A 14,585-nucleotide genomic window follows, 5' to 3' on the forward strand; every position below is an offset into this window, starting at 1 on the left:
TGAGAGCCATTAAGCGTCGTTTGGACGCACGATGGCAAAGCAGAGCTGATAGGTCAGCGGCCGTCCTTGTGGTGCGCGAGAATAGGCATTTTGCAGAGCACGAATCTGCCCTTTGCCGGTAAGCCCCTGACTGCGTCCCTGATGAAGATGGGTTGCACCCACCCCTTTTAGTGAACGCATCACCGCCATCACCGAGTCAAAGTAGAGGGTGATGGGCTCAAATTGCACTGTGCCAGTCAGGCCTGCGTTGGCAATGGCTCGCTGTATCTGCTCGCGAGTTAAAAATCGGTTGATGCGTGGGCGTCCATCCACGTGCTGCCATGCGTCCGCCAGTTCGTGCAGAGAGCCATCGACTAAGGTGGTGAACAGCAGTTGACCTCCGGGCTTAAGGCTACGCTTAAGCTGCGCCAGTGCGGCGCTGAGATCGTCACTCCACTGCAGAGCCAGATTGCTAAACACCTTGTCGATACTGGCTGGGGCAACGGGTAACTGGTCGATGTCGCCCACGAAGGTTTGCACCTTAAAGCCGTGTGTTTCGGCCCGAGCTTGGGTGAATTTGATCATCTCTGCGGAGAGATCCAGCCCAGTAAGCGCGTGCCCCTGTTTGGCCAACACCTCGGTGAAGTGGCCGCTGCCACAGCCAAGATCTAGCAGGCTACCAAGAGACAGAGGGCCGGCAAGCTCCAACAAGCGGTTGCCGCTTAGGCGCTGAAGCTCGGCGTGGGCATCGTAACTGGCTGCTGCTTTACCAAAGGCATCACCGATGGCGGATTTATCCGCTGGAGTTTGGGCGTGGTTGCGAGAACGCTGCCAATTTTCGGTTTGATTGGCCATGATCACTGACACTCCTTAAGTGGCAATGAGTGCCACAATGCATTAATGGCATCGGCTAAGGCGTCTACCTGAGTGTTGCTGTGGCTGGCGGACAGGGTAATGCGCAGTCGGGCGCTGCCTTTGGGCACCGTCGGTGGCCGAATGGCACTGACCCAGAATCCGGCGTCTTTAAGTTTATCTGACAGCATTACCGCCGCTTCGCTGCTGCCAACAATCAACGGCAGAATTGGGCTGTCGCTGGCGGCAACGGGGATTTCATTGTCCAGTTTTGCAAGGAATCTAGCTTTGAGTTCGCTGATGTACGCATAGGGCTTGGGATCGCTTTTAATCACCTCAATGGCGGCGCTGACGGCGTCGGCTTGGGCGGGGGGCAGAGCGGTGGAGTAGATGAGGTGGCGTGCGCGCTGCAGTAGGTAATCAGCGATGGGCTTTTTACACAGCACTGCTGCTCCGCTGCCGCCGAGGGCTTTACCAAAGGTTACGATCAGAAGATCGGGCTGGATGCCGGCGGCATCACAACTGCCTTTGCCGTGGCGGCCTAAAACGCCAAGGCCATGGGCATCGTCCACCATCAACCAAGCATTGTGAGCCTGACATAGATGCTGAATTTCGGCCAGTGGCGCACAGTCGCCGTCCATGCTGAACACCCCTTCGGTGACCACCAGCGTCGGCGCGTTGTCGGCGTTGTTACGAAGTAGCGTCTCAAGATGGGTCAGATCGTTATGGCGAAAGCGCTTCATGGTGGCGTCGCCAAGACTGCCGGCTTCCTGCAGCGAAGCATGATTTAAGCGGTCTTGCAGCAAAAGGTCGCCGTTATCCAGCAGTGCCAGCAGCACCGCTTGGTTGGCGGCAAAGCCTGAGGAGAACAGCAGCGCCTGCTCAAAGCCCAGCCATTGGCATAAAGTGGACTCTAACTGTGCATGAGCGTGGTGGTGGCCGGTGACCAGAGGCGAGGCGCCGCTGCCGCCGCCGTGCTGAACCAGCCCCTGCTGCCAGGCATTGAGTACCTGTGGGTGCTCAGCAAGTCCGAGGTAATCGTTGCTGCAAAAATGGTGGTACTGTTTGCCATCAACTTCGATGCGTGCCTTAGGTAGGCGGCGCACTGAGGTGCGCTGACGCAAAAGGTGGGACGCCGCACGCTGTTCTAGCGCGGCGTCGATACGGCTTAAGAAGGGATCAGCTGGCGTCATAGAACAGATCGTCTGCGCTTGGACGGGAGGCGATGTTGTGAGCCACCTGACTTTCCAGCATCTCCTGCTCGATGGCATCGGGCTTTTGTACCTGATGCTGAGAGTTGATTTTTAGTTTGTTGAACAGCTGCAGATCTTTATCTTCCGCTGGGTTTGGAGTGGTCAGCAGCTTACAGCCATAGAAGATGGAGTTGGCACCAGCCATAAAGCATAGGGTTTGCATCTGCTCGTTCATGTTCTCGCGACCGGCAGACAAACGAACCGCAGATTTTGGCATCATGATGCGAGCGATGGCGATAAGACGAATGAAGTCGAATGATTCAACGTCATCCACGTTCTCCATCGGCGTACCCTTTACCTTCACCAGCATATTGATTGGCACACTTTCCGGATGGGTCGGCAGGTTAGCCAGCTCGACCAACAGGCCATAGCGGTCATCAGAGGTTTCGCCCATGCCGATAATGCCGCCGGAACACACTTTCATGCCCGCATCTCGGACGTTACTCAGGGTATCGAGGCGGTCCTGATAGGTGCGGGTGGTGATGATTGAGCCATAGAACTCTGGCGAGGTGTCTAGGTTGTGGTTGTAGTAATCCAAACCGGCATCGGCCAAGCGCCGCGCTTGATCGCCATCGAGCATACCCAAAGTCATGCAGGACTCCATGCCCATCGCTTTTACCCCTTTGATCATCTCGACCAAGTAGGGCATGTCGCGTTCTTTGGGGTTTTTCCAAGCGGCACCCATGCAGAAACGCTGGGAACCTGCGGCTTTGGCTTTGGCGGCCGATTCCAGTACCTGTTGTACCTCCATCAATCGCTCTTTGTCCACGTCGGTGCGGTAGTGGGCGCTCTGGGGGCAGTATTTGCAGTCTTCAGGGCAAGCACCAGTCTTGATGGAGAGCAGGGTACTTACTTGAACCTGATTGGGATCATGGTATTGACGATGAACCTGCTGAGCCTGAAACATCAGCTCCATAAATGGCAGGTCAAACAGGGCGCTGGCCTCGGCGCGAGTCCAGTTGTGGCGAATATCCATGGGCGTTCCTAAAGACTGATTTGGTATAGGTTTATTCTTGGCTAGTCTAATTGAATTGGGTAACCTGTCAATCGAATCACTGGCACGACCTTTACTAATGGTTAAAAAATGAGCATTGATCTTCAGTTCGATCAGAACCACCTTTGGCACCCCTATACCTCGACTTTGAATCCATTGCCCTGTTATCCGGTGGCATCGGCCAAGGGCGTTGAGCTCACCCTAGAGACCGGTGAAGTGCTACTTGATGGCATGTCCTCGTGGTGGGCAGCCATTCACGGTTACAACCATCCTAAGTTGAATGATGCACTGGTGGCACAAAGCCAGAAGATGGCACACGTGATGTTTGGTGGCATTACTCACGAACCAGCAGTGGAACTAGGGAAAAAGCTGATTGCGATGACCCCAGAGCCTCTGCAAAAGTTATTTCTGGCGGACTCAGGCTCGGTGGCGGTGGAGGTATCACTGAAGATGGCGCTGCAGTACTGGGCCGCCAAAGGAGAGCGCCGCTCAAAGTTTCTTACCCTGCGTCACGGCTACCATGGCGATACCTTTGCGGCGATGTCGGTGACCGACCCAGACAACTCCATGCACAGCCTCTATAAAGGCTTTTTGCCCGAGCACGTCTTTGCTGATTCCCCTCAAGGGGGCTTTTTTGACCCTTGGGACCCAAGTGATATTCACGATTTTGAATCCAAGTTACGGTCTCATCAGGGGGAGCTGGCGGCGGTGATTTTGGAGCCAATAGTGCAGGGGGCGGGCGGTATGCGCTTTTATCACCCGCAGTTTTTGCGAGAGGTGCGTAGGCTCTGTGATGAAACCGGTATCTTGCTGATTTGCGATGAAATTGCCACTGGGTTTGGCCGAACCGGTAAGTTGTTCGCGGTTGAGCATGCCGGGGTCTGCCCCGACATTCTCTGTTTAGGTAAAGCGTTGACCGGTGGTTATATGACGCTGTCGGCGTGTCTGACCACCACAGAGGTGGCTAACACGGTGTCTGGGGGCCAAGCGGGGTGCTTTATGCATGGCCCCACATTTATGGGCAACCCCCTTGCCTGTGCGGTGGCCAACGCCAGTTTGGAGTTGGTGATGGAAAACCATTGGCAGCAGCAGGTGGCCGATATTGAATCTTCGCTGGCAGAGGCGTTGCCGCCCCTGAATGACATCGCGGCGGTGAAGTCAGTGCGTTGGCTGGGGGCCATCGGCGTGGTCGAGACCCATGAGCCAGTAGATGTGGCTAAAATTCAGCGTCATTTTGTGTCTCAAGGGGTGTGGATTCGACCTTTTGGCCGTTTGGTGTACGTGATGCCACCGTTCATTATGAGCAAAATGCAAATTGGTAAATTGGTGAATGCCATCGCGACCGCATTGGCTTAACTTGAGGTATTGCTACGGGCGGCTGAACTGGGAGTGACTTGCACGTCACCCAAAAGCCGCCATAAAAAATGAGCAATCCCCTGTGGATTAGCCTTCATTTTAAAGACTTTTTTCTACCTTGTTTTTACTAAAGCCTGTATGGTTGTCATTATATAAAAATCAGATAGTTACAGAATATTGTTGATACCTGAACCCTCGTTTATGGTGAATTAGGTGTGGTTCTAGTAATCGAATGATTTTCAAAATTTGCCCTGTTGATTGGCTAGATAGAATTGACCTCCTAAGTATCAACAGTGGCTCTGTATTTCTCTCAAACAAGCAGTAGTAAGATCTTATGTTCAAAGTCACAAGCCCATACCGCGTTGTCCGTAGTATGCCTTCTCTGGCCAAGCCGCTAAGAAACACAATTTCTCTAACATCACTCTCAATTCTTTCCATGCTGCTTTCTGCCAACTCTTTTGCAGCCAGTTTTGATTGCAGTTTGGCTAAAGCTAAAATTGAAAAGATGATCTGTGATAACCCGTCCATCAGTCAGATGGATGAGGTGGTTCATACCCTGTATTTCAATGTGCTCAAACACGACAGCAGCATCAAACAGGAACAACGAGCTTGGTTAAAGCAACGTAACTTTGCCTGCACCACTCCCTTTTATTGTGAAAAAGCGTTTGCTGATCGAATTAATCAACTGATAGACCGTCAACACATTGGCCAGCATGACCTGACTGAAGGCATGACCCTGCCAGACATTAACAGCCTAGATGAGCTCTCTTTAGCAGGAATGACTCGAGAAGTGGTGAAGGAGAAGTATCGCCCTTGGCCGCGTAAACCTCTTTTGACCGTCAATGGCTATCTGTCTCGACCTCAGGCCGCGGTGGTTAATGACGAGCTGTTTATCTATTACATTGCCAACGTGAATAAGGTTGCCACGTTGTTTGAGTACTCCCCAGCGACCGGCAAAACCTTCGCGATTACCAATGACAGTTTGCGTATCGCGACTTCGGTGTCCTATTTCATCGAAGAGGGCAAGTTACACTTCTTCTCGATACAAGATGGCTCGATAAATTCAAAAACCATCACCGAGCATCAGTACTTGTTGGGTACGGAGCTTGCGCCGGGTGTACTGAATGTATTTAGGCATTATGATGAAGAGCGTTATGTTGAATATCGTCCTTCCGGTGACGAGATGGCGTTGTCTCATGATCGTGGAAAGTTGGCGATAACCGCGAATGCCATGAACAACGATCGCTTTCAAATCGTTAGTAAAGAGGGGCCATACTTTGCCAAAGCTCAGCAAGTGACCGATCTGGCGGCTGCGAAGAAACTCAACTCCATCGTGATTTACGATGTTGAAACGAATCAGTCTGAGATCGTCTCTGATAATGCTTTTGCTTCCGGCTGGTATATCAACAGCTTGGCTTGGTCTTTCGATGACCAATCGGTGTTTTTTGATAACTCTGGCAATTGGGCATGCATTTGGGAGTACGATTTGGCAAGCAAGCAGCTTCACAAAATTGTGCCTGAGCATTCTGCAAGCTCGCCGTTTTCGTTCCACTATCAAGGCAATGATTACATCCTCTATGAAGATTCCATACAAGGTGAGACCTATGCAGATCTCAAGGGTCAGCTGATGCTGGCAGTAAGGCCGAAATAAGGGATAAGCCAGCGTGTTGTGAGCGCTGAAGATGAATTTGGGCATCGCGTCTAACGTGATGCCCATTTTTGATCTTTGAGAAAACCGTTGTTGGCTTTATTGGTGGCAGTGATGAAAAAAGCGCGACGAGGTCGCGCTTTTGCTTAGAAATCCACTGGCGGTGCCGTTGAATAAGCTAGTTTTGAGTCATCGCAATAAAAGGCGCTTTGACTCAACATCTAACACTCAAGCCGATTTTAGTTGATGAGACCATAGTCTTTGCTTAAGATTTCGATGATCTCTGCTTTTGGGTTATCCGACAAATTTAGTGGCTCACCGGTGATCTTTTCTGCGATGTCGACATAGGTCTTGGAGACGGCCATCAGTACAGACTCTGGCAGTTCGTTGTCAGTCGCCAGCGCGGCTCGCTCTACCATGCGGTCTTTGTTTAGCAGAATGTCTGGATCTGGGAAGTGGTTCAGCAATAGTTGGCGGAAGCCCTCTTTGGAGTTCTCTACAACCACACCGTCGCGATATTGAGCGCCGTCCCAGATGCGTGAAGAGTCTGGCGTGCCCACCTCATCCATGTAGATGAGCTTTTCGTTGCCCGCTGCGTCGGTGACGTAACCGAACTCGAATTTAGTATCTACGAACACCTGATCTAAGTCGCCAAGCGCCTTGGCAATGACATCAAAGCCTTGCTGAAGCAGCACTTCGTAGCGATCGATATCGTCCAAGTTTTTGAAGTTAAATGCCTGGTAATTATCAACAATGTTCTGGCGGGTGATGTTGACGTCGTCTACTGCAGGAACGCCAGGAATCCCTTCTAGGATACCTTTAGTCGATGGGGTGATCAGCAGCTCTGGCAGCTTCTGATCTTTGGTCAGTCCTTCTGGCAGTTGGATACCGCAGAAGTCCCGTTCACCTTTAACGTAGCTGCGCCACATGGAGCCGGTGATGTATTGACGGCAGATCGCTTCGATCATAACTGGCTTCGCTTTTTGAACAATCCAAACCAGTGGGTGAGGGATATCCAAAATGTGGCTGTCGGCCAAGCCTTGTTCACGGAACAGTTTGAACCAGTGGTTGGAGATGGCATTGAGTGCGGCGCCTTTACCTGGAACGCCGTTAAGACCATTTTCACCTTTCCAGATGCAGTCAAACGCACTGATGCGATCGCTGATCACCATGATTGCCAGTGGCGCGTCAGCGGCAACGTCATAGCCTTTTTCTTTGATCAGGCGAGCGCTGTCGGCTTCGGTTAACCAATACACGCTGCGGACTTTACCGCTGTGTACCGGCTGTTCGGTGCGAATAGGAAGGTCGTCGTTTACGGCTAAAACTTTGTCGGCAAGACTCATTGCAACTGTCCTGTGTTGTAGGTGTAGGGTAAAACTGAAAACACAGCGTTCTGAATTTTATTTAATAGTGACGCTAACTAACGGTTTCAGTTGCCGGAATCATACCAGATTAAGGCGTTCAAACTAGGTTGGTTGCTGCTATTTTGCTCGATTTGGATAGAACACTGAGTTCACAAAAATAGACTAATGCGTGAGATTGACCGCCAGCTGGCAGCTGGAGGGGGGTAAGGTCGAACAACGTAGAGGACGATTGGCTGTGGTTGAAATCGATTGTTAATTTGAAATGTCTTTCAGATAAAACAAAGCCCGCTGATGGGGTGGGCGTTTGTGGGTGTGAGACGAGAAATATTGGTGATAGACGGTTTTAACTTCAGATAAAACAAAGCCCGCTGATGGGGTGGGCGTTTGTGGGTGTGGGGCGAGAAATATTGGTTAACTTTACGATAAAACAAAGCCCGCTGATGAGGCGGGCTTTGACGCGAGAAATATTGAGAATGAGAAGCTAGGCCTTACTTAGCATTCATCAGAACAACGGCGTTGTCCAACATACGGTTGGAGAAGCCCCACTCGTTGTCGTACCAAGCCATTACTTTAATCAGTCGACCGTTAACGCGGGTTTGAGTCGCGTCAAAAGTAGAAGAGTAAGGGCTGTGGTTGAAATCGATAGAAACCAGCGGCTCGTGGTTTACGGCCAGAACTTCGCTCATGGCACCAGTCGCGCACGCTTTCTCGATGATGGCGTTTACTTCTTCCACGGTGGTATCGCGAGAAGAAACGAACGATAGGTCAACCAGAGATACGTTTACGGTCGGAACACGAACGGCACCGCCGTCAAACTTACCAGCCAGTTCTGGAACTACCAGACCTACCGCAGCCGCAGCACCGGTTTTGGTTGGGATCATGTTGATCGCAGCAGCACGGGCACGACGTAGGTCGCTGTGGTAAACGTCAGACAGACGCTGATCGTTGGTGTACGCGTGAACGGTGGTCATCAGGCCGGATTCGATGCCTAACTCGTCGTTCAGCGGCTTAGCGAAAGGAGCCAAGCAGTTGGTGGTACAAGAAGCGTTAGAGATAACGGTCATGTCTGGGGTGATAACGTCGTGGTTAACACCGTAAACAACGGTTGCATCTACTTCTTTACCTGGTGCGGAGATGATCACTTTCTTGGCGCCAGCCTCAATGTGCTTAGAAGCGGTCGGCTTGGTAGTGAAGATACCGGTACACTCAAATACCACGTCTACACCCAGCTCGCCCCAAGGCAGCTTGGAAGGGTCACGCTCAGAGAAAGTTTTGATCTCATCGCCGTTAATGATGATGGCGTCGTCGGTTTGCTCTACTTTGGCGTTGAAGCGACCGTGTACGGAATCGTACTTGGTCAGGTGGGCGTTGATGGCGGCGTCACCCAGGTCGTTGATAGCAACGATTTTGATAGGGTAGTCTTTTTCGCTTTCATACAGTGCACGGACAACGTTGCGGCCGATACGGCCATATCCATTGATAGCAACTTTGATCATAGCGTTACCTATACTCTTAATTTAAGAAACTGTAGTTAATTTACAACAAGGTCGGCAGTGGTCAAGGGGTAAACCGCAAATTGTCGAAAAAATTGAGTAAATTTTACGACTCGTCAAATTTTTTAACCGAATAAGCCTAGTACAACTATCAATAGTAGGTGCTGTGACTGTCGGTTGCATATTTGTCATCCTTGACCAGAATTTGCGCATTTAGATGTAATCTCCAAAGAAAGTTAATTACATTTTTATCGATTTTGCGCTGAATTTTCCTTCTGCAAGTTGGGTTAATCTTTGTTGAGCCTGCTCATCAAGCAGAGATTGTTTCTGACCGCTCGACAACGACAACATTTTAAGCCTCTGAGGGTTCACCATCTCAGGATTTGAGATGGCCGCCATCTTAGCGAAGATATAAGCCTGCTCATTATTTCTCTGATCCATAAACAGTTTAGACAGGTCAAGAAAGGCATCCACCGCTGGCTGAGGTAATTCGGGTAATGTTTCTAGCAGGTACCCTGTCGCGCGTTTGGGATTCGATTGACTGTAATAGCTGGCAGCAAAGCCTTTGAGGGTCGCGCTGTCTAATTTCCCTTGGCTTTCAGCATCGAGAAAACGATTCAATGCTTGTCGGTTGTGGAAGCGAGTCCAGTGATAAAAGCTCAAATAGGGCGAGGCATCATTCTGAGTTTTTTCTTGAATGTTGGTCAGTGAAGTTTGCGCGGCAATGTAGCTTTCAACGCGAGCTGACTCGCGCTCTTTAGCTTGTTCTCTATTCTCAATTTTAACTGCTTTTTCAATGCAATTAACGAAGTTTTCTAGCGATAGGAGTTCATTGTAGATGGAGTTGGGGTCTTTATCGTTGTGTTCGTAACGCTTCCAGATAACTTCAGAGCGTTCCTTAACGCACCAGCCTGTTAGAGGGACATCTTCACAGTATTCCGGATGAGTATTGCAAACCTCTTGAAGAGTCATTTGGCTGTCACAACCGGTAAGGGGCAGCGCTAGGGCTACCAACAAAAGTGCACGCATTATGTAATTTTACCAAAAACTTTCGAAAAACCGTCAAAATTGACTGATTTTTCTAATTTTATTACGGAATGGGTCAACTAGCGTATTTCCATTATTGCCATGTAGAATACCAGCCAGTTGGCCCAAGTAGCCACGAAATCTGTACCCATTTCATGGTCTTTGAACTTAGTCACCATTATAAAGCATCTAAGCGAAGACTGTGCCCATAAAGGATCTGTTCACAATGAGCGCTGATAAGCACCTGAAAAGCTGGCAAGAACGTTTTGAGATGGCCGAGGCGATGCAACCGATCATCGGTAAGCTGTATCGCAACAAAGGCATCGAAGTCTTGGTTTATGGCAAGTCTTTGTTGAATGCCTCTACCATCGACATCATCAAGTTCCACCGTTTGGTGGCTAAGCACGAAGGTGAGAAACTGCGTTTGCGTGATAGTTTCCCATTCCTAGAAGCACTGGGCGAACTGGACGTGAAGTATGCCCGTGTTGATTTGGGTAAGCTGGCCGTAAATTACTGGCGCAACCACAACGACGGCAACGAGATCAACGCCTACGTTACCGAGCAGATGGGCCCAGCGTCCAATGCTGACGTTGAGCCTCGTGATGTGGTTCTGTACGGCTTCGGTCGTATTGGCCGCTTGCTGGCACGTCTGATGATCGAACGTACTGGTGCAGCTAACAACATGCGCTTGAAAGCCATTGTGGTTCGTGGCGGCCGCGAGGGCGATCTGGAAAAACGAGCTAGCCTGCTGCGACGTGATTCAATTCACGGCCCATTTAACGGTTCCATCGAGGTGGACGAAGAGAACAACGCCATCATCGCCAACGGCACCTACATCCAGGTGATCTACGCCAACAGCCCAGATCAGGTGGATTACACCCAATATGGCATCAACAACGCCTTGGTGGTTGATAACACTGGTATCTGGAAAGATGAAGAAGGCTTGGGTCTGCACCTTAAATCCAAAGGCGCAGAGAAGGTACTGCTGACTGCACCTGCTGGCGGCAACATCAAGAACGTGGTTTACGGTGTAAACGGTGGCGATATCCTGTCTGAAGACCTAATTGTTTCGGCGGCTTCCTGTACCACCAACGCCATTACGCCGGTACTCAAAGCGATCAACGATAAGTTTGGCATCAACAACGGCCACGTTGAGACCGTTCACTCCTACACCAACGATCAAAACCTCATCGACAACTACCACAAGGGCGACCGTCGTGGCCGCAGCGCGGCGCTGAACATGGTTCTGACTTCAACCGGTGCGGCAAAGGCGGTTGCCAAAGCCCTTCCTGAGCTGAAAGGCAAGCTGACCGGTAACGCCATCCGCGTACCTACGCCAAACGTGTCTATGGCGATCATGAACCTGAACCTAGGTCAGGAAACCGACCGTGACACCATGAATGAGTACCTGCGTGAAGTGGCTTTGCACTCAGATCTGCAAAGCCAGGTTGATTTCACCGAGTCTACAGAAATCGTTTCGACTGACTTGGTTGGCAACCGTTACGCGGGTATTGTTGATTCCCAAGCCACCATCGTTGATGGCGACCGCACCGTACTGTACGTATGGTATGACAACGAGTATGGCTACAGCCGTCAGGTTATCCGCGTAATGAAGAAGATGCTGGGCCTGACTACTCACATGATTCCTGCGTAATCTTCGATAACGCATTAAAAAGCCAGCACCTTGGTGCTGGCTTTGTTATTTCTGGAGCCTTAAAGCTTGGGCTCATACCATTCTGATTAAGTAAGTGGTCTATCCTCGTGCGTCGAATAAATGGTTTCAATCAAGACGCGAGACGCCGATGCTAGTGGCGCTAACAACAAGTCTCGCAACGAAGAGTGAAACGATTTAGGCAAGCAATAATGACCAGATATTTATTCAGGGTGGTACTAAATGCAGCGAGCAGGCTTAGGCAGGCCAGCAATTTTAGTGGCTTGTTTGGCTGGGCCTTTAGGAAACAACTTATACAGGTATTTAGAGTTACCCTTGTCTTCGCCCAGTTTTTGGCCGATGGCCTTTACCAGAACGCGAATGGCCGGGCTGGTGTTGAACTCTAGGTAGAAGTCTCGTACGAAGTTGACCACTTCCCAGTGGTTGTCGGACAGCTCAATGCCTTCCTCTTGCGCCAGAATTGGCGCCATCTCTGGCTGCCATTGTTTGGCGTCCAGCAGATAGCCTTGTTTGTCGGTCTCAATCTCTTGACCGTTAAAAACGAACATATTATCTCGCCTGTACTTTGTCGTATTTCAAGGTTAACTCGACGAACCCTTGGTAGTCGATGATTTGTATTGGGGCTGGAGCCTTAGATAACAAGCCTCGAGCCACAAGATCGTCTTTGAGGGCGTAAATTGGCTGGCTGAATTGAGCTGGCCAGTGGGGTAGGGCCGCTGCGATGACCGCATCCTGCATCAGTAGGATGGCGTCATCTGCCAAAATAAGGTCGCTCAACTCTGGCATTCTGGCCTTTGCCAGTGTCGATAGGGTGTGCAAAGTTGTCAAAATGTCAGTACCTGTTCGATGGCGTTTAATCGAGTGGCCAATTGCTCTGTGGTGCCAAGCTCAACGGACATCAGCAGATCGTCGGCGCGAAGGCCGCGAGCGGTGAGATCAGATTCTGATACCCAGATCTGTTCCACATCGTACATCGGCAGAGCTTTGAAGGTAGAGATGTAATCTCGACTGTCGATGGATTGTGGCTGTTGATTGGCCAGAAGTTGATAGACACCATCGCCAACAAAGTAGAGCTCGGTGGGGATGTCGTAGCTGGCACTCAGGAGGGCAAGGTCCAGTGCCTCACGGCCACTGGCATTGCCATGAGGGGCTTGAGTAAAAACAATAGCAAGGGTTTTCATTAGAACTGCACCACTCGATCCGCATTTTGCATGGTAGTAACCAACTCACCTAGGCCACCTAAGATAAACCCACTGGCCAAGTTGGCAGAGTCTAACTCTGCGTCTTCGGCGGCTTCAGCATCGATAATGCCACGGCGAAGGCCTGCTGAGACGCAGCTAACCAGAGGCGTACCGTGACTGGTGTGCAGTCGTTGCCAGCGCTTAAGAAGGTTGGTTTCATCTGCGGCAGGTAGCTGCAAACGAGAGGCGTTTAGGACGCCATTTTGATAGAAAAAGACCTGTTCGAGTTGGTGGCCCATCTCGATGAGGGTTTCGCAGAATTTAACCGCAGACAGTGCGGATTGACTGCCGTAGGCTTCGCCGTTTACGACAACAACAAATGAACTCATGAATTACGTGTAATCAATAAAAAAGGCCCCGAAGGGCCTTAGTCTAACGCAAAAGTTGCGCTTAGTCGTCGCCGCCCATGCCCAGAAGGCTCAGCAGGCTCACGAAGATGTTGTACAGAGACACGAACAAGGTCACTGTCGCATTGATGTAGTTACGCTCACCGCCGTGGATGATGGCGCTGGTCTGCATCAGGATGGCGCCGGATGAGAACAGGATGAACAGGCAGCTTAGCGCCATGCTCAGAGCTGGAATCTGCAGGAATATGTTGGCAACAAAGGCCGCGATTATCACCCAGAAGCCCGCCATCATCATGCCGCCTAGGAAGGACATATCCTTACCGGTAACTAGTACGTAAGCCGACAGACCGAAGAAGGTCAGGGCTGTGCCGCCAAGGGCCATAATGACTACGTCGCCCATGCCTGCACCTAGGTACATGTTCAGAATTGGGCCTAGGGTATATCCCATAAAACCGGTCAGTGCGAATACGGACACCAAGCCCATGGCGCTGTCGGCGGTTTTGCTTACCAAGAACAGCAGTCCGTAGAAACCAACTAGGGTAATGATCATACCTGGGTAAGGCAGGTTTAGCGCCATGGTAACGCCGGCAACCGCGGCGGAAAACGCTAAGGTCATGGCCAGCAACATGTAGGTGTTGCGAAGCACCTTGTTAATTTCAACGCCACTTCGAGTGGCGACTCGTTCAAACTGTTGGGTCTGCATAATGACTCCTGTGTTGTGGCAAAGTTACATAGTGCGTCTATAAACCTTAGAGCCACAAAATTCCGAAAGGTTTACTCTACAAGTTGATATAGGTTCATCGCAACGAATTTTCAATGTTTGGCTGCAATAAATGTATTCAGAACGGCTTATCTCTCAATATGTTAGCCATAGGATTGATTTATCGAGTGTTTTGAGCGGTTTTATCGAGGTGTTCTCCAGCGTTTCGTAAGGCGAGTCGACTTTACTCGGTAACCCGCGTTGGATGAATGCCTTCTAAAAAACAGAAGATTGCGATCTTTATGGCCAAATAGCGTTAATGGGGTTAGAGGCTGATTGCCCTGAATAAATTTCGCATTTGATGGCTTTGAGGGCTTTACAGCGACTTGGGCTTTCCCTATTATTGCCGCCACTGGAGAGATGGCTGAGTGGTTGAAAGCACCGGTCTTGAAAACCGGCAAGGGTTAATAGCCCTTCTAGGGTTCAAATCCCTATCTCTCCGCCATTTAAAATTTCTTTGAGCTCGAGTCATGTATAGACCAGCTCTAAGAGAGGAAGATAGGGTGCAAAACGCTAGTGGCTAGGGTTTGCAAAGAGCGCAGCGAGTAACGCCGAAGGCGGCCGAGCTAGCGAGGGAATCAATCCCTATCTCTCCGCCAT

Annotated in this window: 14 protein-coding genes and 1 tRNA gene; 4 read left to right on the forward strand and 11 right to left on the reverse strand. The window is 50.5% G+C overall.

Features of this window, described 5'->3' with window-relative positions; translation table 11 throughout:
- Window positions 1–9: 9 nt before the first annotated feature.
- From bioC to bioB, 3 genes are read right to left on the reverse strand one after another with little or no spacing between them, the layout of a single operon-like run.
- Window positions 10–834, reverse strand: coding sequence for a malonyl-ACP O-methyltransferase BioC (gene bioC / locus FCL42_RS20990; protein WP_136865380.1), 825 nt, complete (start codon window positions 832–834; stop codon window positions 10–12).
- A 2-nt stretch (window positions 835–836) separates the two neighbouring features.
- Window positions 837–2,024 carry an 8-amino-7-oxononanoate synthase gene (gene bioF, locus FCL42_RS20995; RefSeq protein ID WP_136865381.1) on the reverse strand — a complete coding sequence of 396 codons (1,188 nt, stop codon included), beginning with the start codon at window positions 2,022–2,024 and terminating at the stop codon, window positions 837–839.
- Window positions 2,011–3,060, reverse strand: a complete 1,050-nt coding sequence (gene bioB, locus FCL42_RS21000) for a biotin synthase BioB (RefSeq protein WP_136865382.1) — start codon at window positions 3,058–3,060, stop codon at window positions 2,011–2,013. The genes bioF and bioB overlap by 14 nt, the downstream gene beginning before the upstream one ends.
- A 108-nt stretch (window positions 3,061–3,168) precedes the next feature.
- On the opposite strand from bioB, the gene bioA reads away from it, so the two are divergent.
- Together bioA and FCL42_RS21010 are read left to right on the forward strand one after the other, a co-directional pair.
- Window positions 3,169–4,434 (forward strand): adenosylmethionine--8-amino-7-oxononanoate transaminase, encoded by a 1,266-nt coding sequence (gene bioA / locus FCL42_RS21005; protein ID WP_136865383.1) that lies wholly within the window; start codon window positions 3,169–3,171, stop codon window positions 4,432–4,434.
- Window positions 4,435–4,915: 481 nt separating this feature from the next.
- The gene (locus FCL42_RS21010) at window positions 4,916–6,085 is read left to right on the forward strand and encodes a lysozyme inhibitor LprI family protein (RefSeq protein WP_136865384.1); all 1,170 of its coding nucleotides are present in this window, start codon (window positions 4,916–4,918) and stop codon (window positions 6,083–6,085) included.
- Between the two features lie 236 nt (window positions 6,086–6,321).
- On the opposite strand, the gene FCL42_RS21015 is transcribed toward FCL42_RS21010, so the two are convergent.
- The 3 genes from FCL42_RS21015 to FCL42_RS21025 form a co-directional block, all read right to left on the reverse strand.
- Entirely contained in the window at window positions 6,322–7,425 is a 1,104-nt protein-coding gene (locus tag FCL42_RS21015) for a phosphoribosylaminoimidazolesuccinocarboxamide synthase (RefSeq protein WP_136865385.1), read from the reverse strand.
- Between the two features lie 509 nt (window positions 7,426–7,934).
- Window positions 7,935–8,942 (reverse strand): type I glyceraldehyde-3-phosphate dehydrogenase, encoded by a 1,008-nt coding sequence (gene gap / locus FCL42_RS21020; RefSeq protein ID WP_136865386.1) that lies wholly within the window; start codon window positions 8,940–8,942, stop codon window positions 7,935–7,937.
- Between the two features lie 237 nt (window positions 8,943–9,179).
- A complete protein-coding gene (locus FCL42_RS21025; protein WP_136865387.1) occupies window positions 9,180–9,968 on the reverse strand; it encodes a DUF2989 domain-containing protein in 789 nt (262 codons plus the stop codon).
- Window positions 9,969–10,191: 223 nt separating this feature from the next.
- On the opposite strand from FCL42_RS21025, the gene FCL42_RS21030 reads away from it, so the two are divergent.
- Complete coding sequence (locus tag FCL42_RS21030; RefSeq protein WP_136865388.1) at window positions 10,192–11,619, forward strand: glyceraldehyde-3-phosphate dehydrogenase; 1,428 nt, start codon at window positions 10,192–10,194, stop codon at window positions 11,617–11,619.
- 236 nt (window positions 11,620–11,855) lie between these two features.
- On the opposite strand, the gene FCL42_RS21035 is transcribed toward FCL42_RS21030, so the two are convergent.
- The 5 genes from FCL42_RS21035 to FCL42_RS21055 form a co-directional block, all read right to left on the reverse strand.
- On the reverse strand, window positions 11,856–12,185 hold the full coding sequence (locus FCL42_RS21035) for a TusE/DsrC/DsvC family sulfur relay protein (RefSeq protein WP_136865389.1): 330 nt from the start codon (window positions 12,183–12,185) through the stop codon (window positions 11,856–11,858).
- 1 nt (window position 12,186) lies between these two features.
- Window positions 12,187–12,465 carry a sulfurtransferase complex subunit TusB gene (gene tusB / locus FCL42_RS21040; protein WP_136865390.1) on the reverse strand — a complete coding sequence of 93 codons (279 nt, stop codon included), beginning with the start codon at window positions 12,463–12,465 and terminating at the stop codon, window positions 12,187–12,189.
- Window positions 12,462–12,818, reverse strand: coding sequence for a sulfurtransferase complex subunit TusC (gene tusC / locus FCL42_RS21045; protein ID WP_136865391.1), 357 nt, complete (start codon window positions 12,816–12,818; stop codon window positions 12,462–12,464). Before tusC ends, tusB begins: the two co-directional genes overlap by 4 nt.
- Window positions 12,818–13,207, reverse strand: coding sequence for a sulfurtransferase complex subunit TusD (gene tusD / locus FCL42_RS21050; protein WP_136865392.1), 390 nt, complete (start codon window positions 13,205–13,207; stop codon window positions 12,818–12,820). The genes tusC and tusD overlap by 1 nt, the downstream gene beginning before the upstream one ends.
- Before the next feature lie 61 nt (window positions 13,208–13,268).
- Window positions 13,269–13,928: a Bax inhibitor-1/YccA family protein gene (locus FCL42_RS21055; protein ID WP_136865393.1), complete on the reverse strand. Its 660-nt coding sequence runs from the start codon at window positions 13,926–13,928 to the stop codon at window positions 13,269–13,271.
- Window positions 13,929–14,339: 411 nt separating this feature from the next.
- On the opposite strand from FCL42_RS21055, the gene FCL42_RS21060 reads away from it, so the two are divergent.
- Window positions 14,340–14,430 (forward strand) — tRNA-Ser (locus FCL42_RS21060).
- The last annotated feature ends 155 nt before the right edge of the window (window positions 14,431–14,585 follow it).

It is taken from the genome of Ferrimonas aestuarii, from assembly GCF_005116665.1.
GTDB classification, from domain to species: Bacteria; Pseudomonadota; Gammaproteobacteria; order Enterobacterales; family Shewanellaceae; genus Ferrimonas; species Ferrimonas aestuarii.